The sequence below is a fragment of the Gardnerella sp. DNF01159 genome, from assembly GCF_049244215.1.
Taxonomy (GTDB): domain Bacteria; phylum Actinomycetota; class Actinomycetes; order Actinomycetales; family Bifidobacteriaceae; genus Bifidobacterium; species Bifidobacterium swidsinskii.
Genome location: NZ_CP058387.1, coordinates 839,955 through 861,125, shown reverse-complemented (window position 1 = coordinate 861,125; position 21,171 = coordinate 839,955). Strand labels below are relative to the sequence as shown.

The window sequence follows — 21,171 nt, the reverse complement described above, 5'->3', positions numbered from 1 at the left end:
CGTCTACTTAATCAATAAAGTCCACCAATTGTGAAGCAAATCCAGTGTAAGATTCTGGTGTCATTGCTTGCAAACGAGCTGCAGTATTGGCATCAAAGTTACGAGATTTAATGAATTCTTCTACGTCACTTTGTGAAATATGGTGACCGCGCATTAATTCTTTTACTTGCTCATATGGTCGTTCCATACCAGGTACGCCAGCAATTTCTTCAGCACGCATTGCTGTTTGAATTGGCTCTCCAAGAACTTCCCAATTTTCGTCTAATTCTTTTGCCATAAATTCTTTATTAGGATGAATAGACTTCAAACCGCCTAAAAGATTATTCAAAGCAAGAAGAGCATAGCCGAAAGCTGAGCCAACATTCCTTTGAGTAGTAGAGTCTGTAAGATCACGCTGCCAGCGGCTTTCAGTAAGAGTTGCACATAATGTGTCAAACAGTGAGCAAGAAATCTCAAGATTAGCTTCAGCGTTCTCAAAACGAATAGGGTTAACCTTATGAGGCATAGTAGAAGATCCTGTAGCTCCCTTTACAGGAACTTGCACAAAAATACCTCTGGAAATATACATCCATACGTCAACTGCAAGATTATGCAGAATATGGTTTATGTGACTTACAGTGCTATAAAGTTCAGCCTGCCAATCGTGGCTTTCAATTTGAGTTGTTAATGGATTCCATTGGAGACCCATTCTATTTTCAACAAACTCTTGAGATACGCTAATCCAATCAACTTCTGGGAAAGCAGCTAAATGAGCTCCAAAAGTTCCTGTAGCACCATTCAACTTTCCTAAATACTCTTGAGTATCAAGATGACGAAGTTGACGACGCAAACGATATGCAAACACTGCCAATTCCTTACCTAAAGTAGTTGGAGTAGCAGGCTGGCCATGAGTTAACGAAAGCATAGATAAATCTCTATATTCGTTAGCATTCTTAACTAAATAATCAACTATCGCTTCTAAATTCGGACGATAAACGTTTAAAACAGCTTGCTTTACGCAACGCGCAATAGAAAGATTATTAATATCTTCACTTGTGCATGAAAAATGTACTAAAGTTTTTAAATTTGAAAGCTCAGTAGCATGACCAAGCTTATTTTCTGCTTCGTCTAACGCATCGTCAATGTAGTATTCAACAGCTTTAACATCGTGATGAGTAATAGCCTCATGCGCAGCATGACGAGCAATTCCTTCAGCATCAAAATTTTCAGGAATAGAACGTAAATATGAGCATTCTTCATCAGTTAAAGGATTAACACCCTTAACAATTGGCTGGAATTGATTAGCTTCATAACCATTTGCGAGAAGAATCATCCACTCAACTTCTACACGCATGCGCTCGCGATTTAACGCAGGTTCGCTTAAATATTCAACGAGTGTGGATGTTTGATTATGATAACGTCCATCGAGAGGAGTCAGAGCTATTGCAGGAGAAATATCGGTAAGCTTCATAGTTTTAAGGTTACATCATGCTGCGAATTAGCTTAATTTTGCTCAATAAGAATTTAATTATTTTATTTTTTCATTACTCCTTGCCACAATGTAGTACTTTGCAATTTGCCATTAATAGTATTCTGAAAATGTCGATCTTGCTCGCGCACACTTTTAGATCCGAGTTGAAGAGCATCTTCATAAGCTGCAGTATGGTAATGCAAATCATGAGTTAAAGTTCTTTCTTCTGGAACGTCATTAACGAATATTCCGTCATTATTGAATTTTTTAGTCGAATATTGTTTGCCAGAAAAACGCGTGACTCCAGGAGGTAAAGAACGCTTAGATTCTTTAACATGAATTGCATGTCCATGAATAGTCACCCAATTATTTCTACGAGGATTCTCTTTGCCATCTAAAGAAGGCACAATCTCATCGTCCATCTCAATACTAGTAACCCAAGTTTTCTTAGGAATTGGATGATTTGCAATAGGAGATCCAGCAGTAACAACATGCTGTATGTTGTATTGCTTAGCGTAATCGCTTGCAATGCTTGCTGCAACAATACCTCCTTGAGAATGTCCTACTAAAGCAACAGGCTCGTTAGATTTAATTCCAGAACGTTTCATAGCTTCTACAACCATTCGAGTGCTATCAGCTTGTTTTCTAACTAAAGAACTATGACTCATTACTTCTGCGTTTTGTGCCCAACCAAAAGGAGAGTGTGCTTTACCGTCAGTTCCTGGAATTATTACTAACCATGACGAACTGCCATCGCTGTGCCTAAAACGTTGAATTGCAATAGTAGCAGCATCTGGATTAACAAGTGGTGGTCTAACGCCCAAATTTTCGCTTCCAAGTTCCGTTAAATTTTCTAAAGTTTCAAGCAGATTACGTCCAGGTCTAGCAAGAACAGATCCAGGTTTTCTCCACATCTCATTTACTTTAGTGAGAAGTAAATTATTACCTTGCTTTCGATCATTAATAGGCGCGCTTACGAAGCTAAGAGCACTAGAAATAAATGGAATAGCTTGTGATAAATATTTTTGAGCATTGGATAAAAAGTTTAGTGAGGTTTCACGCTCTTTTTTATTTATGGGGCCTTTCGCATTTCCGGCAATAAATATTGGCAAACTTGTAATAGGATTTAAAATAAGGTGCTGCGATAAACCTCGAATAATTCCTTGTTGTATATTCTTAGTTGTGTAGGACCATCTAGCAAGATTTTGGAAACCTGAATGATTTTTATTATCTTGATTAACGGCGAGACCTGCGGACAATAAAACATGTAAAGCAAAAATAGGGTTTGCAAGAGCCAAGAAAGAAATTTTATTGTCTAACTCGTCTTTTGCACGAAATTCTGCATCTTCATACAAATTATTTGCTCTTGCAATAAGAAAAGCAAGATTTTCTAAATTTTGAGACATTAAATAACATTTATGAGCATATTCATGACATATGCTTTCAGTTAAAAATGATTGCGAAGAATCATGAATATATGCTCCTGATTCTTTTTGTATACCATAATTTTGACCGGCAATAACCATCGCTGCATTAAGCCATAAATTTTTTAGCGTAAGTAATTCTTTAGCAATATTATTGAGTTTTCTGGAAAAACTAATATACGCTTCTCTATCAGCAACGCTAAGCGTCATTCCACCTACAACAGAGGACTTAACTTTCCAAGACATACTATATTCCTCCGCGAATGTTATATAACGCATACGCTTGTGCAGAAATATTTTTCATACTATGACGAAAATGTTCGGCTGCAAGCCCTTGCCAATCTTCTAATTCAGTCGCTGCGGATTCTGCCATAACGCAGCGAGCGCACTCTTGAGTGCGTTGTATAAGCCATTGCCATTCGTAATATGTGTGCATAATCGTTATTACACACGTTTATTAATGAAAAGTCACTAAAAAATATTCAATGTGGTTAAAAGGTTATTAATGCTTATTGCTTCGCTTATAGATAATCGTTGAAGATTTAATTACCAAGGCTTATTGCTGCTTTCATCAGTTTTAGTACGTTTTTCTGTCTTTTCTAAACCTTGCTGGTCTTCTTGATTCTGTGAAGATTGAGAATCCACATGATCGTTCTGTTTTAGCAAGTTTTCAACTTTATTGCGCTGAGCATTGCTCAATTGAGGCTTAGACGAATCTGACTGCTTTTTATCTTTAGAAGAATTGTTAGAATTATCGTTTTTAAAATGATTGTTATGCTTTTTCGGTTTCTGTTGCTTATTAGTATTGTTTTGATTCTGCTTTAATTTTTCTGTTAACTTTCGTGATAATTCAGCATTTTTGTCAATACTATTTCGAAGTTGAGGAAGCAGTATCATTTCTTGAGATTTAGCATCATCAAATTGCGCATCAGTTTGCTGTTGCTGAGTTAAAAGCACATTCTTGTCGCTATCGATACTCTTAGCAGATTTTATGTTAGAAATAAGGCTATCCGTAGCAGTATTATACGCGTATTGTGCTCTCCAATTTACGATAGCAAAATACGCTACGAATATCGCAATAATCAAGAACAAAAATGTAACAATGCGAATAATTGTGCGACTAGACATGTGCTTCATACTAATTTCCTTGAAGTTATAAACCACGACATTAATTCCCAAATTAAAAGTATCGACGCAAATATTGCAAACGGCCAAATAATTGGTTCAGGTCTCAAACGAGGTTTTGCTGTCTCGTTCATTCTCCATTGGTGTGAAAGAATTGGTTTTGCTTCGTCTCCAAATGTTACGTTTAAAGATGAGTGCATATACTTGCCGCTAAGCTCATCGGCAATATTTCGCAAGTTCTTTTCATCAAGCTTTGAAATTCCAGGATTTCCTGTAGCAGGATCAATAACCCATTGATTAGAGGTATTGTCTTCGCTGTAGTCGTCAAGTTGCAGCTGTGTTTTTTCCAAAGGTATTTTAGCTCCTTTAGATGAGCCTATTCCAATAACAAATGCGTTAGTAATATAAGCTCTGAGCGATGAAAATGTGCGGCGCTTTCGTTGAGTTGTTTCCTCACCGTCGCTTAAAACATACAAAACTGTTGTATCATCTGGATGAGCATCATGTATAGCTTTTGCAGTAAGCAAAGTTTGATCTATAGGTGCGTCAAGACTAGTTCCAGTAGCTACGCTAGTTGGTTCAGTTCGTAAAGTATTTATCCAATTGTCAACTGCTCTAGCATCAGGCGTTAATGGAACATCAACAGACGTAGAAGCACCAAAAGAAATAGCAGCAAAACTTGAGTTAGCATAGGATTTTGTTATTTGACGAATAATATTCCTTGCTGCATCAATACGCTCAATCTTACTATTTTTTGCATAATCAGCGTCTTTTGCTCTCATTGAACCTGTTATATCTAGAGCAATAATCACGTTTGTTGCATTTACTGCTCTTTGTAAAGTTGAACGCATAATACTTGGAGATAGCACGCAAATTATTAGCATTATACATATGCCAATACGTCTTAATCTCATGCAAAAAGTTTCATCACTTGATTCAGGTTTCCTACGTATAGGCACAATTTCAAAAAACATTGCTGCCAACAAAACCAATATTGCAATAATCGCAATAATCCAACCATATGATGGAGAAAAAACCAACTGACCTGCTTGAGAAGTGTCAGAAGCTTCAATTTTAGCGTGTGCAAACAGTAGGGTAGTAGCAGAAAATAGTGTTGTTGTCATCGCTTCATCCTCTTTGCAATAGCTAACCAAATCACAACGCTAAACACAGTAAACAAAACCCAAAGACCAGGATCGTCACTAAATGCAGACTGAGCAGCGCCTTGAGGAATTGCAGTATGTCTTTTTTCAATTTCTTTTACTAAATTAATAACAGAATCAGAATTGCGTTGAGAAAGGAAAATTCCACCATGAGATTCAATAAGCTGTTTCATTTCTAACGTAGCATCATCATTCTCATTCTGTTTTGCGCCAGAATATAACCCATCGACAGTAATTTTAGCCTGCTTTGTTAAATCTAAAGCTTGCTTTAATGAGTAAGTTTGTTTTCCAGAAACAACATTATCTGTAGCAAGAACAATAGAAGAACTTCTATTAAAACGGCTTTGCATTTTATGGTTATTATGAGCAGAACCATAAATAAAACCTGGAAGCATTGCTGCACAACTAACTAAACCGTCTCCAATAAGAGATGTTGCGTTTTTGCGATTTTGAGTTCCTTCAAGCCAGTCAGAAATTTCCTGATATTGGCGTTGTTGTAAACGATTAATACGACTTTGCGATTGAACTCCGCCAAGCAAATTTGCAGCATACTGCAATTGTTTTTTAGCCAATCGATAGTCGTCAGTCAGTGGAAAAACTGTCCTAGATGTGGAGTTAAAAATGCTCAATCCAATGCGTTCACCCTGAAAATGCTCAATAAAATTAAGATACGCTTGAATCACTTCGCGATCATATGGTAAAGCAGAACCTGAAACGTCTAAGCATAAAACAATGTCTCTAGAACTAACTTGCTCGTTCGCATTAAACACTCGGGCTGGCCTGGAAGCAACAGCAAGCGCACTGCACAAAGATACTACCAATGCAGCCGTAGCAAACCTTCTAAACATTCGCCACATATACCATGAATGACTAGTAGTAGTTCCTTGTAGATCATTGTCAAAAGTAAAAGTATAGAATTTTCGCGTAATATTACTAGTTTGACTCTTATACTTCTTTTTTAAAATATTGCTACGAATGGAATCTAAAATTAGTAAGACAGCAAAAATTGATGCAGAAACAACAACGCCTGCAACAAAAAGCAAAGGCCATTGCCATCTCCATGGCCATATGTATTCCCAAACATTATTACTCATCAACGTTTGTCCTTCGTTTGCCAGCCTTCAAGCAATACTAAAACCCATTCAGCAGCCTGCTCAACAGTAGTATTTCGCGCTTGCTCGTTTGCTTTGCGATCAGCAAATTCTGGAGGATACAAAGCAGATATTGTTTGGCGTAACATATCAGCACCTTTTTTATTGCGCCATTTCAAACGCAAAGAAGCCAATTCTCCCAAAGTGTGAGTTTGAATATCTTCACCGCTCATCTTCGAAATATAAGATCTAGCAATAGAAGCCAATTCTGCACAAGCCTGATCTTTAGTAAGTTCATTGTTATGATACTTCTCAACAATCGCATCAATATCTTTACGCCAAGCTTGTTTGTCTACATTATGAACGTGAACTGCTTCTGTAGAATTGCTACTTTCAGTTAATTTTTTTGGCTTTTTAAAAGAAAAATATAAAACCGCAAAAGCAATAAAGATAACAACAAACGATGCAGAAAGTAGTATTAAAAAAAGCGTTTCATCATGTAAAGGCTTTTGAATATCTTCCAGGCTCATTCTATTCAACCTCCTTGTTAAATGAGTCAGCAAGATAATTTGTACGGCTCACTTTTTGTGCAGAAATATGGAACACTTCTTCACTTGAAGAACCATGAATTATTGAAGATTGAACACCAAGCAGCATATCGTATAAAGCGTTTATTCTAATATTTCTACGAGCTTCGACTTCATTTTTATTTGATTCTTTTTTCAAAAACGCCGGTACTTTACGTAAAGTAATTCCATCAAATATTTGCAAATCAATTGCAGCATCAAAAGGATTAATAGGAGAGACAACAATAACTACAAGCTTATGATTTTGCGTAATTTTACGCAAAGATTCAGAGTTATGAGCTTGTAATGCATACTCATCAGTTATTAAAACTACCAGACCATTATTGTCAATATTTTTTAGTAACGAAGTAAGCAACGCATCAATGTCTCTGGTATTCCTACGAGTATTAAGCAACGTATAATCTAGATTTCGCTCAAAATCAGAAAGATTACTAGCAGAATGAACATTGATAACGTTTTTTCCATCTGCACACAACAAAGAAACAGCATCATGACGTTTTAAACTCAAAGATGCAAAAAAGCATGCAGAGTTAGACGCAACTTCATACAGAGATTCTCCAGAAACACAAGCTCCATTCATATTGATGCTTGTATCTAAAGCAATCCAAGTATGAGAAGACGAAGTACGCTCTCTAGAAGACACCATAGGTTGTCCAGTTCGAGCACTCGCAGACCAATTCATCATGCGAGCTTCATCTCCTGGCTGCCACGCGTGTATGTCAATAATATCACCTGTGCCAAAACGTCTGTGCGAAGGATGGTCTCCCTCTAATAAGCCTAAAGCTTTACGCGCAATAGGCAAATCAATTCGCTGATCCAAAAGCTCAATTTTGCGACGCACGGCTTTAGCAGGTTCAGATAATACTAACCGCTTCGTACGCATCATGGCACAGGAACCGTCTTAACTAATGCATCAATTACTTGATCTGTAGTAATAGAATCAGCTAAAGCTTCAAAAGTTAAAAGTATGCGATGCCTTAACACTTCATGCGCAAACAATTTAATATCTTCAGGTATCACATAATCGCGTCCAGAAAGTAAAGCGTGAGCTTGAGCAATACGAATAAGTGCAATTGATGCACGCGGGCTAGCTCCCATACGAACCAATGAATTAATTGTAGGAAGTGGATGCGTACCTTCACCGCGAGAAGTTGCAACAAAATCAACTACATATTTCATAACTGCTTCAGAAACGTGTATGCGACGCGCTGCAGTACGCATAAAAACAACATCTTGCAAACTTATGCGTTGAGTATTTAGCTTTGAAGGATCAACGACATCCAATCCGCGTTGAGTAAGTAATTGCAGCATACGAACTTCCTCTTCAGGATTAGGGTAAGTCATAACTGCCTTTACCATAAAACGATCCATTTGGGCTTCTGGAAGATTAAATGTTCCTTCTTCCTCAATTGGATTTTGCGTAGCAATAACCATAAATGGTTGAGGCAGAGGAATTCTTTCGCCTCCAATAGTTGTTGCTCCTTCTGCCATAGCTTCAAGCATTGCAGATTGAGTTTTTGCATTTGAGCGATTAATCTCATCCAACAAAATAACATTTGCATGGATAGGACCAATTTGCGTAGTAAAATGTTGAGAAGCAAAATCAAAAACTTGAGTACCAACTAAATCTGCTGGCATTAAATCCGGAGTACACTGCACACGACGGAAACTACCTGACATAGCTGTTGCAAGAGTTTGAGCAGCAGTAGTTTTTGCGAGACCTGGTACTGATTCAATAAGAATGTGTCCGCCTGCAATAAGAGTAAGAATAAGAGACTCTCGTAAAGCGTCTTGACCGACTAAAGTTTGTGCAAAACGTGCGCGCAAAATATTTGCAATTTGCTGACAACGACGTATGTCATCACTCGAAATAGTTGCAGTGACTTGCGCACTTGCATTAGAAACAGCAGACGGTTGAGGTACAGCTGATCCAATGCCAAGCTTAGAAGCAATTGAAGTTTTATCGGTTAACGGTTTCTTCTGTGGTTGCGGTGGAAATAATGCCATAAGAGACATTTTAACCGATATGCAGTACTGACATGTTCAAAAATGGCATTTTTATTGTCTTTATAAGATAATTTGCAATATTTAAGACAATTAGATTTCTTGAGAATCTAGGGACCAATTAATTGGCGAAACTCCCATATTAATTAAGGCCTGATTAGCTCTTGAAAATGGATGCGATCCAAAGAATCCTCGCATTGCAGAAAGAGGACTTGGGTGCGCTGAAGTAATAAGAGTTGCATTCGTCAGCAAAGGAGCCAAACTTTGCGCATTACGACCCCATAAAATAGCTACAAGCGGCAATGGATTACCATTGCAATCAGTTCTATTGTTTAATGCTCGAATAGCTGCATCGGTTACAGGCTCCCAACCTTTTCCTTGGTGGCTATTTGCCTTACCAGCCTCAACAGTTAAACATCTGTTAAGAAGCATCACACCCTGCCTGGTCCACGGTGTTAGATCTCCACTTTTTGGAGTTTCTACACCTAAATCGTTTACTAATTCTTTATAAATGTTTATGAGACTTTTTGGCAGTGGGCGCACTTTTGCAGCTGTGCAAAAACTTAAGCCTACTGGATGGCCCGGCGTTGGATATGGATCCTGGCCAACAATTAAAACTTTAATGCTTTTTAGTGGAATAGAAAAAGCACGCAAAATGTTGTGGCTAGCAGGAAGAATATGATGTCCGCTTTCTATCTGCTCTCGCAAAAATACTCCCATTGCGCGTATTTGTGGCTCAACTGGCTTTAATGCTTCAGCCCAATCAGGATCCATTAGCTCGTTTAAAGGTTTAATATTTTGAGGATTCATATTGCTACTGTATGTCAAGGCATACCATAAAAGGAAACCAATCAAATTTTCTAAATTTGTGCTTTGTGCTAAGCATTAGATAGTATAGATTCATTATTGTTTAAATGATTTTATAAGGAGTGCAATTATGGCGCGAAATAATCAGAACGTGTCGTATACGCCTGATGCTTTTGATGAGCCACCAGAGGGACCGATTGGAGTTCATCGTGGAAATCCTGCGTGGTATGCCGTAATACTTCCTTATTTTGTTGCATTAATTGTTGCAGCGGTTGTTGGTGTTTTGGTTTGGGCTATCGCTTCTGGCGAAATCTCACATCTTCCGTTGCCTTGGAATCATCAGCAACAATCATCTCAATCAGCATCGCCTTCTAAGACTTCTGAAAACAAAAAGTCGGTTAAAAGCGACGAAGATAAATCTTCTGAAGGCGAAGATGACGACGATAATAAATCTGAAGAAAATAAATCAGATAGGAAAGATGCTGGTGACTCTAAGGATAATTCAGCAAATGATTCTAAGACGCAAACTTCACTAGATAAATCAGTTGCTGTGAAAGTTCTTAACGCAACCAAGATAAGCGGTCATGCTGCTGCTGGCGCAGATAAGTTAAAGCAAGCGGGATACGCAAATGTGACAGCTGGAAATCCAACTGGTAAAGTCCCAGGCGAGTCTGTTGTTTGGTATAAAGACGATTCACAAAAAGCTGCAGCTGAAGATATTGCAAAGACTTTAGGTATTAGTGCTGTCGAAAATGAAAAACAAATCGTTTCTCCGATTGTAGTTGTGCTTTGCAAGTAATATTTTTCGCATAAAAATAACCGGTTAGAATTATTTTCTAACCGGTTTTTATGTATAAACGCCAAAAAGTTGGCACTCGGGTACATAGAGTGCTAATCTTCAAATTAGCACTCAAGCCTTGAGAGTGATAATAAGCAGCTGACGGCTTATTACTCAAGATTGCAGTGAAAAGTTCATAAATAACGTATGTGGAGGAACTATGGCAAAGATTATTGCCTACCAGGAAGACGCCCGCCAGGGTATGCTCGCCGGTTTGGATAAGCTTGCAGACACTGTTAAAGTTACACTTGGTCCAAAGGGTCGCAACGTTGTATTAGATAAGACTTATGGTGCACCAACTATCACAAATGATGGCGTTTCTATCGCTAAGGAAATCGATCTTGAAGATCCATACGAGCGTATTGGCGCCGAACTTGTTAAGGAAGTAGCTAAGAAGACTGATGATGTTGCAGGCGACGGTACTACAACTGCTACTGTTTTGGCACAGTCTTTGGTGCATGAAGGTTTGAAGAATGTTGTTGCAGGAAGCAACCCAATCGCTCTTCGCCGCGGCATCGAAAAGGCTGCTGAAGCAATCGTCAAGGAATTGCTTGCTTCTGCAAAGGATGTTGAGACCAAGGAACAGATTGCTGCTACTGCTACGATTTCTGCAGCTGATCCTGAAGTTGGCGAAAAGATTGCTGAAGCTTTGGATAAGGTCGGTCAGGATGGTGTTGTCACAGTTGAAGACAACAACAAGTTTGGTCTTGACTTGGACTTCACTGAAGGTATGCGCTTTGATAAGGGCTATATTTCCCCTTACTTCGTCACTAACGCTGACGATCAAACTGCTGTTCTTGAAGATCCATACATTTTGCTCACTTCTGGCAAGGTTTCAAGCCAGCAGGATATCGTCCACATCGCTGAGCTTGTTATGAAGTCTGGCAAGCCATTGCTTATTATTGCTGAAGATGTTGATGGTGAAGCATTGCCAACACTTGTTTTGAACAAGATTCGTGGCACTTTCAACACTGTTGCTGTTAAGGCTCCAGGATTCGGCGATCGTCGTAAGGCTATGCTTCAAGATATGGCTATTTTGACCGGTGCACAGGTTGTTTCTGACGACCTTGGCTTAAAGCTCGATTCTATCGACGCTTCTGTGTTTGGTCACGCAGCTAAGGTTATTGTTTCTAAGGATGAAACAACTATCGTTTCTGGTGCTGGATCTAAGGAAGATGTTGATGCTCGCGTGGCTCAGATTCGCGCAGAAATCGAGAACACTGATTCCGATTACGATCGCGAAAAGCTTCAGGAGCGTCTTGCTAAGCTTGCTGGCGGCGTTGCTGTTATTAAGGTTGGCGCTGCTACTGAAGTTGAAGCTAAGGAGCGTAAGCATCGTATTGAAGATGCAGTTCGTAACGCTAAGGCTGCTATTGAGGAAGGTTTGCTTCCAGGCGGTGGCGTAGCTTTGGTTCAGGCTGCTGCAAAGATTGAAAAGTCTCAAGCAATCACAGAGCTTAAGGGCGAAGAAGCGACGGGTGCTGCAATCGTGTTCCGCGCTGTAGAAGCTCCAATCAAGCAGATTGCTCAGAACTCTGGCGTTTCTGGAGATGTTGTGCTCAACAAGGTGCGTGAGCTTCCAGAAGGCGAAGGCTTCAACGCTGCAACCAACACTTACGAAGATTTGATGGCTGCTGGCGTTACTGACCCAGTTAAGGTAACTCGTTCTGCTCTACAGAACGCTGCTTCTATTGCAGGTTTGTTCTTAACCACTGAAGCTGTGGTTGCTAACAAGCCAGAAAAACCAGCTTCAGCACCACAAGCTGGTGCCGACATGGGCTACTAAATTAAAAGTTGTAAAAATTTTATAGCTGAATAGCTCATAGTAAATGGCGGTATGCTCACAAGTAAAGTATACCGCCATTTATATTTCATTAGATTATTCAGACTATTCAGCCCATTCCAAATAGGGAAGTAGCTTGAGCTTCCGCATCAAGATACACTCCTGACGCATGTTGCATAGCTTGCTGAATTGCTTCTAATGATTGTTCCATTTGTTGTTGCGCCGCTCGCCACTGCTGAGCGGTCGACGCAAATTGTGTAGCCGCCGATCCAGTCCACACGCTCTGCAATTGCTGTAAATTGGTATACATCCCGTTGACTGCATCTCTAATTGCACTAACCGAGGTTCCAACGGCTGCCGCAGCCTGCTGAATTTGCTCTGAATCAACTCGAAATTGTGCCATATTTCCCCTCCATTTGTTTTGCGTCTAAATAAACGCTTTTTTATAAATTATTTTGCGAAACATTCCAAATAAATTAAGCAAAGATTTTTATAATGCTACTTTTACTTGTGTGATGTCACGCTATTATGAATATATGCCATCAAAAAACTACGAAAAAGATTTATGCACCAATGTGGTTAAAAGCTTAGCTTGCATGCGTATTGCAAATTTTAACTACCAGCATTCTTATTCAAAACTATTTTTAGCTAAACGCGTATTGCTTTTATTAATGGCATTTTTATTTAGTTTTTCTTTTATTCTTCCAACTCTTCCAATAAATTCGCTCATATTTTCACCTTTAAATAGAGTAAATACAATTAATGCATATGCTGAAAGTAATGAGCAAAATTCTGGAATAGTTGCAACAGACTCAATAACAGACACAGAAAATTTGCTTGGGGATTCTGTCAGTAAAGTTGCTGACATGATTGAGACAACAAAAAAGCGTACAGGAGTAAATGTTAGGCTCTTATATTTGTCTACTTTTGGAAATACAAAAAATCCATCAAAATGGGCTAGTGATTTGTTGATTAGTACGCTTCCAGCTAAAAATACTGTGCTGCTTGCAGTAGCAACTCATGATGGAAGATTAGTTGTAGCTGTTTCGCCTAATTCCGATGAATGGCTCAAAAATAAAAATACTGTAGACTCGTTATCCGATGCAGCTTATAAGCCATTAGTAAGCACAACTGGAACGCATTGGGATCAATCTGCAATAATGATGATGAAACAAATAATGCGTGCAAAACGTACGTCAACAACTTCTTCTGCAAGTCTTATTTCTACAATTATTATGCTATTAATATTGTTGGCATTATTCTCAATAGTCGCGATTATTCTGTTTAGAAAGAATCGCATACAACGTCAAATACTTGCTGGTATTAGAAAAGCTCGTAGAAGGCACGCTCGTCACAGGTAGACAAAAATATTCGATAACTTGTTTTATTTTCAGCAATTATTCAGGAAACATTCAGCTTGATAAGTGATGCTAATCAATATGAGTAAGAACGTTGAAGCATCTATTGTCGTGGTCGATGACGAGCCATCAATCCGTGAACTTTTGGTAGCATCTTTGCATTTTGCTGGGTTTGAAGTAGAAACTGCTGCATCCGGCTCAGAAGCTGTTGAAGTAATTGAACGAGTAAATCCAAATCTTATCGTTATGGATGTTATGCTCCCAGATATTGATGGTTTTACTGTTACGAGGCGTATTCGTCAAAATGGAATTAAAGTTCCTGTATTGTTCCTAACTGCAAGAGACGATACACAAGATAAAATTATGGGTCTAACCGTTGGTGGAGATGACTACGTTACAAAGCCATTCAGCTTGGAAGAAGTAGTGGCAAGAATACGAGCAATTCTTCGCAGAACACAAGAACCTGATGAAGAAACTCATATTATAAAAGTTGCAGATCTTGAGATTAACGAAGATTCTCATGACGTAACTCGATGCGGCGTGCCAATCGAACTTAGCCCAACTGAATACAAACTACTTCATTATCTTATGGACAATGAAGGTCGAGTTCTGTCAAAAAGCCAGATTTTGAATCACGTATGGCAGTACGATTGGGGCGGAGACGCAGCAATCGTTGAATCTTATATTTCTTATTTAAGAAAGAAGATTGATGGCATTGAAATTACTGATGATTCAGGAAAACAGCAAAAAGTAGTTCCTCTTATTGAAACTAAACGTGGCATCGGTTATATGATTCGAGAGCCTAAGGCAGGTCAAGCCTGATCATGCAATCTAGTAATAATAACTACAATAACGCTGAATCAACTATTAGCAACAGCACAAATAATAACTCTAAAGATGATTCAGATGTTAGAACTGCTGGAAAAAGTGTTGCGATAGAGCTAAGTGAAAATAACAAAAAAAACAAAAAGCCTCGTAAAACCTGCTGGCTACGTCGTCGCATAAATGCAATACCACTGAGTACGCGTTTAGTTGCATGTACTCTCGCTATTTTAACTGTAGCCGCTTTTTGCATATCACTATCAATTCAGCAGCTCGTAGGAAATTATTTGCTAGAAAAAACTGATGTACAATTAGCAAGTCAAGCGCAATTTGTTTATGACAATGTTGATTCATTGCGCATGAAAAACTCAAATCAATCTTCAGTAGGTCCAAATAATTACTTTATGCAAGTTAGAGATACGCATAATAAAATTATTTCTACTCCATTAATACCAATTAAAGGATCGGTTGTTTCGGTTCCTAAACTTCCTGCAGACGGTTTTGATAGTAAAAAAATTGTTACCCACAAGCCTTACACAGCACCTGCAATCGTCAAGGGGAATACTAATAAAGTCGATGCAATCACTAAAAAGGCTGCAACAGCTCCATGGAGAGTTTTAGTATTAACGTGGGGTCAAAAAAATAGCTATAACTCAGAGTTAAGTGTTAGCGGTTATGTCTATATTGCTTTATCTCTTAGCGATCAAATTGATACCGTTAGCACACTTACTCGTTACTGTATAATGGTGAGTATTGCAGTTATTTTGTTTGGAGCAGTATTTTCAGCAATTATTATTCAATCAGCTTTAAGACCGTTAAAACGAATTGAAAAAACAGCTTCAAAAATTGCTTCTGGAGATTTAAGCAAACGAGTTCCATCTGCTCCTGAAAATACTGAGGTTGGATCTTTAGCAGCTTCTCTTAACTCTATGCTTGCTCGTATTGAAAGAGGATTTAATGAGCAAGAAGATATGACAGAAAAAATGAAGCGATTCGTTTCAGATGCAAGTCATGAATTACGTACTCCATTAGCTGCAATTCATGGATATGCTGAGTTATATACAATGTGGCGCAACATGCCAGGAGAGCAGGAGAGAGCAGATGACTCTATTGCCCACATTAAGGCTTCTAGCGAGAGAATGACTGAACTAGTAGAAGATTTGCTTTCTTTGGCGCGTTTTGATGAGGGTCGTGGAATTAATATTTCACAGCAAGTTAGCTTATCTCCAATACTTTCTGACGCGGCTAATGATCTACATGCTCTTGATCCTGCTAGATCCGTTCAACAAGGCTATTTAACTATTTCGGATGAGTGGAAGCTTATGAGTTGCACAAATTGCGATTTTGAGCGTAAGCTCCAATTCCATGTTGGTACACTTCCAACTGTTACGCTACTCGGTGATGGTGCTAGATTACGCCAAGTAATGACAAATATCGTAGGAAATATTCATAGATACACCCCTGTTGATTCTCCTGTAGAAATTGCAGTAGGAGTTATGAAGGCGTCTATAACTCCAAATGAATTATCTAAATTACCTTCTGTAAAAGAATCACTGAAGGAGTTTTTGGAAGCAGCGGAAGTCAGCCAATCTACTGATACGGGTCATAAGTATGCTGTAATTCGAGTTGTTGACCATGGCCCTGGAGTTCCAGAAGAATCATTGTCTAGAATTTTCGAGCGTTTCTATATTGCTGACCCATCAAGAGCTAGAGAAAAAGGTGGAACTGGCTTGGGTATGGCAATTGCGCAATCTGTAGTAAAAGCACATCATGGTTTTATTTGCGCAACTATATCTTCTCCATTAGAAGCATCGACCAATTCTAAAACTAATCTTGATGACACTATGGATGGGTCTGAGCAAATAGATGTTAAAGCTCATGGCCTAACTCTTACTGTAGTTCTGCCAGTTAATGAAATCGATGAGCCTTCTAAAATTGTTAGCGATTAAAATATTGGCATTAGCAACACTTGCGTAGGTTAAAAAAATTTTATTGCCCGCGTGTATGCGCTACAATGTAATAAGGAAACAAGTAATAACAATATTTGGTACACTATCTATAAACCTATCGCATATGCTGATACTTTATGCCTTGTGCACTTCAGCGTGCGAAATGAGAATTATTTGGAGTGAGGTGTGTTATGCCCAATGGGCGCGTGCGTTGGTACGATACGCAGAAGGGGTACGGCTTTATTGTTGGAGATGATGGTAAGGATGTTTTCTTGCCAGCAGCAGCATTGCCAGTTACTGTAAAAAGTTTACACAAGGGTACACGAGTTGAGTTTTCTGTAATTGAAGGTCGCAAAGGACCACAGGCTATGGGCTTGAATGTTATTGCAACAGCACCATCGCTTGTAAAGGCTACTCGTCCTAAAGCCGAAGATATGGCAGCTATTGTAGAAGATCTTATTAAGCTTCTTGATTCTGCTGGTAATGGTTTGCGTCGACGTCATTACCCATCAACTGCTGAAAGCAAAAAACTTGCTACATTGTTGCGTGCAGTGGCAGATAATTTTGACGTTCAGGAATAGTGTCTGGAATATTATTTATGACTGATGAAGTGATGGATCCACAAGAACTAGCTAGAAGTATAGCTGTGGAAACTTCAGAACGTACTGATGCAGTAGGAGATTTTGTATCTTCTATAGAGCTTGGCAACGGAGTTACAGACTTTCGTTTCGTAAGCAATTTAGTTGGGTATGAAGGCTGGCAGTGGTCAGTTACGTTGTATCATGATGAAGAAACGCAACGTTGGACCGTGAACGAATCAACGCTTGTTCCTACTGAAAATTCTTTGCTTTCACCACCATGGATTCCGTGGAAAGACCGCTTGAAACCAAGTGATCTTTCTGTAATGGACTCTATTGGCACATCTGAAGACGATTCTCGACTAGAAGATGGCTTCCGCCAAGTAAATAATATTGATGATAATAATTCTGAAAAGAATATAGAATCAACAAATTCAGATGATCATTCTGAGTCTAAAACTGAAGATGACGCTAAAGCTAATACTAGCGAAGAAGATGCAGACACAAACGCAAACGCAGAAAAAGATATTAATCAAAATCAAGAATCTTGCGATGCAAATAATGATTTTGACGAAGATCTTGAAGAAGCTGTTTCAACGCTAAGACTGTCTCGCAGACGAGTAATGACTGCGGAAGCAATTTCACAAACAGCTAAACGCTGGTACGCAGGTCAACATGGCCCAAAGTCGTTATCTACAAAAATTGCCGATGGCAAAGCATGTTCATCATGCGGATTCCTCATTCCTCTAGCTGGAAGTTTAGGCTCTATGTTTGGCGTATGCGCAAACATGTGGAGCCCAGACGATGGGCGAGTTGTATCGCTTGATCATGCTTGTGGTGAGCATTCTGACATTGAACCACCTGAGCCATCGCAGCTTTGGATTCAATCTGAACCTGCATACGACGATTATCATATTGACATTTTGCAACAAGCTCCACGAGATGAGCGAGCAGACGTTGAGCTTATTGAGGAAGCAATCGAAGACAGTAAGATGCATCGTCGTAAGCGCAGAAAATTAGATTCAAAATTGCGCAACAAAAAAGAAGCCTCAACAGACAAAGATGAACAAAATAATTTATCTGAATCTGATTTAATAGACAATTCAACTATTGACGAAAAATCATATGAAAATAATGATGACAAAAATCGCGAAATTGAAGTTGAAAATCAAACTGAAAAAATTGAAGAGACTGTAGCTAATGAATCTGAAAAATTTGAAAAATCCCAAAAAGATACAGATTATCCTGATTCTTCAGAAGTAAACTTAGTAGACGAAAATTCTGTTACAGAAGAAATACCGTTAACAGGAAAAGTGGAAGAGTCACAAGAATCTGAAGACACTTCAAAAACTACAGCATCCACATCAATGCGATTATATAAAAGAAAATCTCGCAGACAACATAAGTAATTATGCAAGAAACGAGAATATGAATATTTAGGTTCATCATTCATGATTATTGTGATGCTATGGAATGCTGTACGAATGAATAAATATATACGACGCTTCGCGTCATGGCGACTCGTTACCATGGAATGAAAGAAAAGAACGGAAGGTAGTTATGTTTGAACGGTTCACTGATCGCGCACGACGCGTGATTGTGCTAGCTCAGGAAGAGGCTCGCTCACTTCAGCACAATTATATTGGTACTGAGCATATTTTGCTCGGGCTTATTCGCGAAGGTGAGGGCATTGCCGCGAAAGCGTTAAGCTCAAAAGGCGTAGGCCTAGAAGGCACTCGCAAACAGGTTGAAGAGATGATCGGCAAAGGCACTGTTTCGCCTGCTGGTCATATTCCTTTTACGCCTCACGCTAAGCAAGTGCTTGAACTGAGTTTGCGCGAAGCTCTTCAGCTTGGTCACAGTTATATTGGTACTGAGCATATTTTGCTAGGGCTTATACGCGAAGGCGAAGGTGTGGGCACGCAAGTACTTATAAAGATGGAAGTTGATCTTGGAGACTTGCGAAGCACTACTGTTGATTTAATTCGTGGAGATAATGCTCCTAATGGTAGCGAGAAGGGCGAGTTAGCTAATGCTGGAAGTGTGCAAGATAAGCGAAATCAATCCGGCTCTGCTCTTCTTGATCAATTTGGACGCAATTTAACATTTGAAGCTCAAGAAGGAAAGCTTGATCCTGTTATAGGTCGTTCTGAAGAAATTGAACGCGTTATGGTTGTACTTAGCCGACGCACGAAGAATAATCCTGTGCTTATTGGAGAGCCTGGAGTTGGTAAGACTGCAGTTGTAGAAGGTCTCGCACAGAAAATCGTTGAAGGCGATGTGCCGGAAACGTTAAAAAATAAGCAAGTTTATTCTCTAGACTTAGGTTCAATGATTGCAGGATCTCGCTACCGTGGCGATTTCGAAGAGCGCTTGAAAAAAGTGCTTAAAGAAATTAAAACACGCGGCGATATTGTGCTTTTTATTGATGAGATTCACACTATTGTTGGAGCAGGTTCTGCTGATGGAGCTCTTGGTGCATCCGATATGCTTAAACCAATGCTTGCGCGTGGAGAGCTACAGACAATTGGTGCTACTACTACTGACGAGTATCGCAAGTATATTGAAAAAGATGCTGCTTTGGAGCGTCGTTTCCAGCCGATTCAAGTTCCAGAACCTACAATTGCTGAAACTATCGAGATTCTTAAAGGATTGCGTTCTCGCTACGAAAATCACCATCATGTAACTATTACCGATGGAGCTTTACAGTCTTCTGCTGAGCTTTCTGATCGTTACATTCAAGATCGTCACCTTCCAGATAAGGCTATTGATCTTATTGATGAAGCTGGTGCGCGCTTGCGTATTAAGCGCTTGACTCAGCCGCCTGAGCTCAAAGAATTAAACCATAAGATTGCTAAGATTTCTGAAAAGAAAGATGAAGCAATCAAGCAGCAAGATTTTGAAGAAGCTGCCAATCTTCGCGACGATCAAGAAAAGCTTGAGAATGAAGCTGCAGAGAAGGAAAAGGCTTGGCGAGAAGGCGAGTCTAATGTCAAGATGGTTGTTGATGAAGACATGATTGCTTCCGTTGTTTCAAGCACTACAGGCATTCCTGTAGTAAAGCTTACTCAAGCGGAATCACAGAAGCTTCTTCAAATGGAATCTGAACTTCACAAGCGTATTGTTGGTCAAGATGAAGCTGTGTCTGCTTTAGCTCGCTCGATTCGTCGTGCTCGAGTTGGTTTGAAGGACCCTAAACGTCCTTCTGGATCGTTTATTTTTGCTGGTCCTACTGGAGTTGGTAAAACTGAGCTTGCCAAGGCGCTTGCAAACTTCTTGTTTGATGACGATAATGCCTTAATCAGAGTTGACATGTCAGAGTTTGCAGAAAAGTATGCTGCGTCTAGGCTTTTCGGTGCTCCTCCTGGATATGTTGGATATGAAGAAGGTGGCGAGCTTACTGAAAAAGTTCGCAGAAAGCCATTCTCTGTGGTGCTTTTCGACGAGATTGAAAAAGCTCATCCAGATATTTTCAACACGCTTTTGCAAGTACTCGATGACGGTCACTTAACAGACGGTCAGGGTAGAAAAGTGGACTTTAAGAATACGATTATTATTCTTACCACCAATCTTGGTACTCGCGATATTGCGAAGGCTGCAAACACTGGCTTTACACTTGGAAATAACGCTGATTCCACGTATCAGCGCATGAAAGATCAGGTTAATTCTGAGCTTAAGCGTCATTTCCGTCCAGAGTTCTTAAACCGTTTGGACGACACTATTGTGTTCCGTCAGCTTACGGAGCCAGAAGTTCGTCAAATTGTTGACATGGACGTGAAGTTGCTTAACGACAGGCTGTTTGATCGTCACATGTCTCTAGAAATTACGGATGCCGCTAAGAATTTGCTTGCACAGAAAGGCTTCGATCCTTTGCTTGGTGCACGTCCGTTGCGTCGCGTAATTCAGCGAGATATTGAGGATACTATTTCTGAAAAGATTTTGCTTGGTGAACTTTCTGACGGCGAACACATTAAGGTGGATGCTGAAGGCGAAGGATTGCTGGGGGAGTTCACAATTAAAGGCGAAAAGTTTGAGACAATAGACACAACTGCTGCTGTTGCTACTGAAGAAAATAAATCTGAGGATAATAAGTCTGAAGATAGCGCAGCTAAAGAAGATAGCAATAAGAATAAGTAAAGTTACACAATAACTAACTGAATACACTAAAAGCCCGGCGCGTAAACTCGTCGGG

19 protein-coding genes are annotated in these 21,171 nt (G+C 39.5%); 8 read left to right on the top strand and 11 right to left on the bottom strand.

Annotated features, from left to right (window positions below; translation table 11 throughout):
- Nucleotides 1-7 precede the first annotated feature (7 nt).
- The 10 genes from purB to HXT39_RS03360 form a co-directional block, all read right to left on the bottom strand.
- Complete coding sequence (purB, locus tag HXT39_RS03405; protein ID WP_012914127.1) at nt 8-1,450, bottom strand: adenylosuccinate lyase; 1,443 nt, start codon at nt 1,448-1,450, stop codon at nt 8-10.
- Between the two features lie 62 nt (nt 1,451-1,512).
- Nucleotides 1,513-3,120, bottom strand: a complete 1,608-nt coding sequence (locus tag HXT39_RS03400) for an alpha/beta hydrolase (protein WP_102155211.1) — start codon at nt 3,118-3,120, stop codon at nt 1,513-1,515.
- A 1-nt stretch (nt 3,121) separates the two neighbouring features.
- Entirely contained in the window at nt 3,122-3,310 is a 189-nt protein-coding gene (locus tag HXT39_RS03395; RefSeq protein ID WP_041160494.1) for a hypothetical protein, read from the bottom strand.
- A 110-nt stretch (nt 3,311-3,420) separates the two neighbouring features.
- Nucleotides 3,421-4,011 (bottom strand): DUF6466 family protein, encoded by a 591-nt coding sequence (locus HXT39_RS03390; RefSeq protein ID WP_102155209.1) that lies wholly within the window; start codon nt 4,009-4,011, stop codon nt 3,421-3,423.
- Complete coding sequence (locus HXT39_RS03385; protein WP_103014016.1) at nt 4,008-5,123, bottom strand: vWA domain-containing protein; 1,116 nt, start codon at nt 5,121-5,123, stop codon at nt 4,008-4,010. Before HXT39_RS03385 ends, HXT39_RS03390 begins: the two co-directional genes overlap by 4 nt.
- Entirely contained in the window at nt 5,120-6,256 is a 1,137-nt protein-coding gene (locus HXT39_RS03380; RefSeq protein WP_103014017.1) for a vWA domain-containing protein, read from the bottom strand. The genes HXT39_RS03385 and HXT39_RS03380 overlap by 4 nt, the downstream gene beginning before the upstream one ends.
- Nucleotides 6,256-6,783 carry a hypothetical protein gene (locus HXT39_RS03375; RefSeq protein ID WP_102703070.1) on the bottom strand — a complete coding sequence of 176 codons (528 nt, stop codon included), beginning with the start codon at nt 6,781-6,783 and terminating at the stop codon, nt 6,256-6,258. The genes HXT39_RS03380 and HXT39_RS03375 overlap by 1 nt, the downstream gene beginning before the upstream one ends.
- Before the next feature lies 1 nt (nt 6,784).
- Entirely contained in the window at nt 6,785-7,726 is a 942-nt protein-coding gene (locus tag HXT39_RS03370) for a DUF58 domain-containing protein (RefSeq protein WP_102703071.1), read from the bottom strand.
- The gene (locus tag HXT39_RS03365; protein ID WP_033888761.1) at nt 7,723-8,847 is read right to left on the bottom strand and encodes an AAA family ATPase; all 1,125 of its coding nucleotides are present in this window, start codon (nt 8,845-8,847) and stop codon (nt 7,723-7,725) included. Before HXT39_RS03365 ends, HXT39_RS03370 begins: the two co-directional genes overlap by 4 nt.
- A 90-nt stretch (nt 8,848-8,937) precedes the next feature.
- A complete protein-coding gene (locus HXT39_RS03360) occupies nt 8,938-9,654 on the bottom strand; it encodes a uracil-DNA glycosylase (RefSeq protein ID WP_004106746.1) in 717 nt (238 codons plus the stop codon).
- Between the two features lie 127 nt (nt 9,655-9,781).
- On the opposite strand from HXT39_RS03360, the gene HXT39_RS03355 reads away from it, so the two are divergent.
- Nucleotides 9,782-10,450: a LytR C-terminal domain-containing protein gene (locus HXT39_RS03355; protein ID WP_102703072.1), complete on the top strand. Its 669-nt coding sequence runs from the start codon at nt 9,782-9,784 to the stop codon at nt 10,448-10,450.
- Between the two features lie 199 nt (nt 10,451-10,649).
- Nucleotides 10,650-12,275 (top strand): chaperonin GroEL, encoded by a 1,626-nt coding sequence (gene groL / locus HXT39_RS03350; protein WP_103014018.1) that lies wholly within the window; start codon nt 10,650-10,652, stop codon nt 12,273-12,275.
- Nucleotides 12,276-12,381: 106 nt separating this feature from the next.
- Here the strand turns inward: groL and HXT39_RS03345 are convergent, their stop codons facing one another.
- Nucleotides 12,382-12,675 carry a WXG100 family type VII secretion target gene (locus HXT39_RS03345; RefSeq protein ID WP_004111519.1) on the bottom strand — a complete coding sequence of 98 codons (294 nt, stop codon included), beginning with the start codon at nt 12,673-12,675 and terminating at the stop codon, nt 12,382-12,384.
- Between the two features lie 52 nt (nt 12,676-12,727).
- Here HXT39_RS03345 and HXT39_RS03340 point away from each other — a divergent pair, with 52 nt between their 5' ends.
- The 6 genes from HXT39_RS03340 to HXT39_RS03315 all read left to right on the top strand — a co-directional run bounded on the left by HXT39_RS03340 (nt 12,728) and on the right by HXT39_RS03315 (nt 21,116).
- Nucleotides 12,728-13,633, top strand: a complete 906-nt coding sequence (locus tag HXT39_RS03340; RefSeq protein WP_103014019.1) for a hypothetical protein — start codon at nt 12,728-12,730, stop codon at nt 13,631-13,633.
- Nucleotides 13,634-13,711: 78 nt separating this feature from the next.
- On the top strand, nt 13,712-14,452 hold the full coding sequence (locus HXT39_RS03335; RefSeq protein ID WP_004111521.1) for a response regulator transcription factor: 741 nt from the start codon (nt 13,712-13,714) through the stop codon (nt 14,450-14,452).
- Nucleotides 14,453-14,454: 2 nt separating this feature from the next.
- Nucleotides 14,455-16,401: a sensor histidine kinase gene (locus HXT39_RS03330; protein WP_012914138.1), complete on the top strand. Its 1,947-nt coding sequence runs from the start codon at nt 14,455-14,457 to the stop codon at nt 16,399-16,401.
- 191 nt (nt 16,402-16,592) lie between these two features.
- Entirely contained in the window at nt 16,593-16,982 is a 390-nt protein-coding gene (locus tag HXT39_RS03325) for a cold-shock protein (RefSeq protein WP_012914139.1), read from the top strand.
- Nucleotides 16,983-16,999: 17 nt separating this feature from the next.
- Nucleotides 17,000-18,388 (top strand): DUF3027 domain-containing protein, encoded by a 1,389-nt coding sequence (locus HXT39_RS03320; RefSeq protein ID WP_103014020.1) that lies wholly within the window; start codon nt 17,000-17,002, stop codon nt 18,386-18,388.
- A 151-nt stretch (nt 18,389-18,539) separates the two neighbouring features.
- Nucleotides 18,540-21,116, top strand: a complete 2,577-nt coding sequence (locus HXT39_RS03315) for an ATP-dependent Clp protease ATP-binding subunit (protein WP_103014021.1) — start codon at nt 18,540-18,542, stop codon at nt 21,114-21,116.
- Nucleotides 21,117-21,171: the final 55 nt, after the last annotated feature.

Excerpts from the sequence above, each read along its gene's own strand:
- purB (WP_012914127.1), bottom strand. The coding sequence starts at position 1,450 with ATGAAGCTTACCGATATTTCTCCTGCAATAGCTCTGACTCCTCTCGAT.
- HXT39_RS03400 (WP_102155211.1), bottom strand. The coding sequence starts at position 3,120 with ATGTCTTGGAAAGTTAAGTCCTCTGTTGTAGGTGGAATGACGCTTAGC.
- HXT39_RS03395 (WP_041160494.1), bottom strand. The coding sequence starts at position 3,310 with ATGCACACATATTACGAATGGCAATGGCTTATACAACGCACTCAAGAG.
- HXT39_RS03390 (WP_102155209.1), bottom strand. The coding sequence starts at position 4,011 with ATGAAGCACATGTCTAGTCGCACAATTATTCGCATTGTTACATTTTTG.
- HXT39_RS03385 (WP_103014016.1), bottom strand. The coding sequence starts at position 5,123 with ATGACAACAACACTATTTTCTGCTACTACCCTACTGTTTGCACACGCT.
- HXT39_RS03380 (WP_103014017.1), bottom strand. The coding sequence starts at position 6,256 with ATGAGTAATAATGTTTGGGAATACATATGGCCATGGAGATGGCAATGG.
- HXT39_RS03375 (WP_102703070.1), bottom strand. The coding sequence starts at position 6,783 with ATGAGCCTGGAAGATATTCAAAAGCCTTTACATGATGAAACGCTTTTT.
- HXT39_RS03370 (WP_102703071.1), bottom strand. The coding sequence starts at position 7,726 with ATGATGCGTACGAAGCGGTTAGTATTATCTGAACCTGCTAAAGCCGTG.
- HXT39_RS03365 (WP_033888761.1), bottom strand. The coding sequence starts at position 8,847 with ATGGCATTATTTCCACCGCAACCACAGAAGAAACCGTTAACCGATAAA.
- HXT39_RS03360 (WP_004106746.1), bottom strand. The coding sequence starts at position 9,654 with ATGAATCCTCAAAATATTAAACCTTTAAACGAGCTAATGGATCCTGAT.
- HXT39_RS03355 (WP_102703072.1), top strand. The coding sequence starts at position 9,782 with ATGGCGCGAAATAATCAGAACGTGTCGTATACGCCTGATGCTTTTGAT.
- groL (WP_103014018.1), top strand. The coding sequence starts at position 10,650 with ATGGCAAAGATTATTGCCTACCAGGAAGACGCCCGCCAGGGTATGCTC.
- HXT39_RS03345 (WP_004111519.1), bottom strand. The coding sequence starts at position 12,675 with ATGGCACAATTTCGAGTTGATTCAGAGCAAATTCAGCAGGCTGCGGCA.
- HXT39_RS03335 (WP_004111521.1), top strand. The coding sequence starts at position 13,712 with ATGAGTAAGAACGTTGAAGCATCTATTGTCGTGGTCGATGACGAGCCA.
- HXT39_RS03330 (WP_012914138.1), top strand. The coding sequence starts at position 14,455 with ATGCAATCTAGTAATAATAACTACAATAACGCTGAATCAACTATTAGC.
- HXT39_RS03325 (WP_012914139.1), top strand. The coding sequence starts at position 16,593 with ATGCCCAATGGGCGCGTGCGTTGGTACGATACGCAGAAGGGGTACGGC.
- HXT39_RS03320 (WP_103014020.1), top strand. The coding sequence starts at position 17,000 with ATGACTGATGAAGTGATGGATCCACAAGAACTAGCTAGAAGTATAGCT.
- HXT39_RS03315 (WP_103014021.1), top strand. The coding sequence starts at position 18,540 with ATGTTTGAACGGTTCACTGATCGCGCACGACGCGTGATTGTGCTAGCT.